This window comes from Sphingobacterium sp. SGG-5 (assembly GCF_011043525.1).
Classification (GTDB): domain Bacteria; phylum Bacteroidota; class Bacteroidia; order Sphingobacteriales; family Sphingobacteriaceae; genus Sphingobacterium.
Window position 1 is genome coordinate 1 of sequence record NZ_JAAKGO010000020.1, and the last position, 1,856, is coordinate 1,856.

At 52.8% G+C, this 1,856-nt stretch carries 1 tRNA gene and 1 rRNA gene; both read left to right on the forward strand.

What is annotated here, in order from left to right:
• The first annotated feature begins 82 nt into the window (after positions 1-82).
• Positions 83-1,610 (forward strand): 16S ribosomal RNA (locus G5B30_RS17050).
• A 147-nt stretch (positions 1,611-1,757) separates the two neighbouring features.
• Positions 1,758-1,831, forward strand: a tRNA-Ile gene (locus G5B30_RS17055).
• Positions 1,832-1,856: the final 25 nt, after the last annotated feature.

Below are 1,856 nucleotides of genomic sequence, written 5' to 3' on the forward strand. Positions count from 1 at the left end.
TACGGGAACCGGTACAGAAGAATACAAAAAAAAGACAATTCTGATTATTTAAGTAAATAGTTAGCGTCTTACACTTCATTTTACAATGGAGAGTTTGATCCTGGCTCAGGATGAACGCTAGCGGCAGGCCTAATACATGCAAGTCGAACGGGATCCGGTGGTAGCTTGCTATCACCGGTGAGAGTGGCGCACGGGTGCGTAACGCGTGAGCAACCTGCCCGTCCCAGGGGTATAGCCCGTTGAAAGACGGATTAACACCGCATAACGTGGAAGAGCGGCATCGCTTTTCCACCAAATATTCATAGGGGACGGATGGGCTCGCGTGACATTAGCTAGTTGGCGGGGTAACGGCCCACCAAGGCTGCGATGTCTAGGGGCTCTGAGAGGAGAAACCCCCACACTGGTACTGAGACACGGACCAGACTCCTACGGGAGGCAGCAGTAAGGAATATTGGTCAATGGGGGGAACCCTGAACCAGCCATGCCGCGTGCAGGAGGAAGGCCCTACGGGTCGTAAACTGCTTTTCTACGGGAACAACCGGAGGTACGTGTACCTTCCTGAGTGTACCGTAGGAATAAGGATCGGCTAACTCCGTGCCAGCAGCCGCGGTAATACGGAGGATCCGAGCGTTATCCGGATTTATTGGGTTTAAAGGGTGCGTAGGCGGTTCTTTAAGTCAGGGGTGAAATACGGCAGCTCAACTGTCGCAGTGCCTTTGATACTGAAGGGCTTGAATGGTCTCGAAGACGGCGGAATGGGACAAGTAGCGGTGAAATGCATAGATATGTCCCAGAACCCCGATAGCGAAGGCAGCTGTCTAGGGATTTATTGACGCTGATGCACGAAAGCGTGGGTATCGAACAGGATTAGATACCCTGGTAGTCCACGCCCTAAACGATGATGACTCGATGTTGGCGATATACGGTCAGCGTCCAAGCGAAAGCGTTAAGTCATCCACCTGGGGAGTACGATCGCAAGATTGAAACTCAAAGGAATTGACGGGGGCCCGCACAAGCGGAGGAGCATGTGGTTTAATTCGATGATACGCGAGGAACCTTACCCGGGCTTGAAAGTTAGTGACGGATGCAGAGACGCATCCTTCCTTCGGGACACGAAACTAGGTGCTGCATGGCTGTCGTCAGCTCGTGCCGTGAGGTGTTGGGTTAAGTCCCGCAACGAGCGCAACCCCTATGTTTAGTTGCCAGCATGTAATGGTGGGGACTCTAAACAGACTGCCTGCGCAAGCAGTGAGGAAGGTGGGGACGACGTCAAGTCATCATGGCCCTTACGTCCGGGGCTACACACGTGCTACAATGGCCGGTACAGCGGGCAGCTAACCAGCAATGGTATGCGAATCTCGAAAAGCCGGTCACAGTTCGGATCGGGGCCTGCAACTCGGCCCCGTGAAGTTGGATTCGCTAGTAATCGCGTATCAGCAATGACGCGGTGAATACGTTCCCGGGCCTTGTACACACCGCCCGTCAAGCCATGAAAGCTGGGGGTGCCTGAAGCATGTTGCCGCAAGGAGCGTGTTAGGGCAATACCGGTAATTGGGGCTAAGTCGTAACAAGGTAGCCGTACCGGAAGGTGCGGCTGGAATACCTCCTTTCTGGAGTGCCGGTTTCCGTTGTCCGTTATGCACATCATGATCATCTGTCCTATGATAAGATAAAAGAAGAATAGAATACAGCAGAAAGTGCCCGTCCCCTTTTATATGATCGGGAGGAGGCCCGAGTAGGATAAGATGTAAACAGCCAGTCCCGTAGCTCAGTTGGTTAGAGCACTACACTGATAATGTAGGGGTCAGCAGTTCAAGTCTGCTCGGGACTACCGGAAGAATTACGAATTACGAATG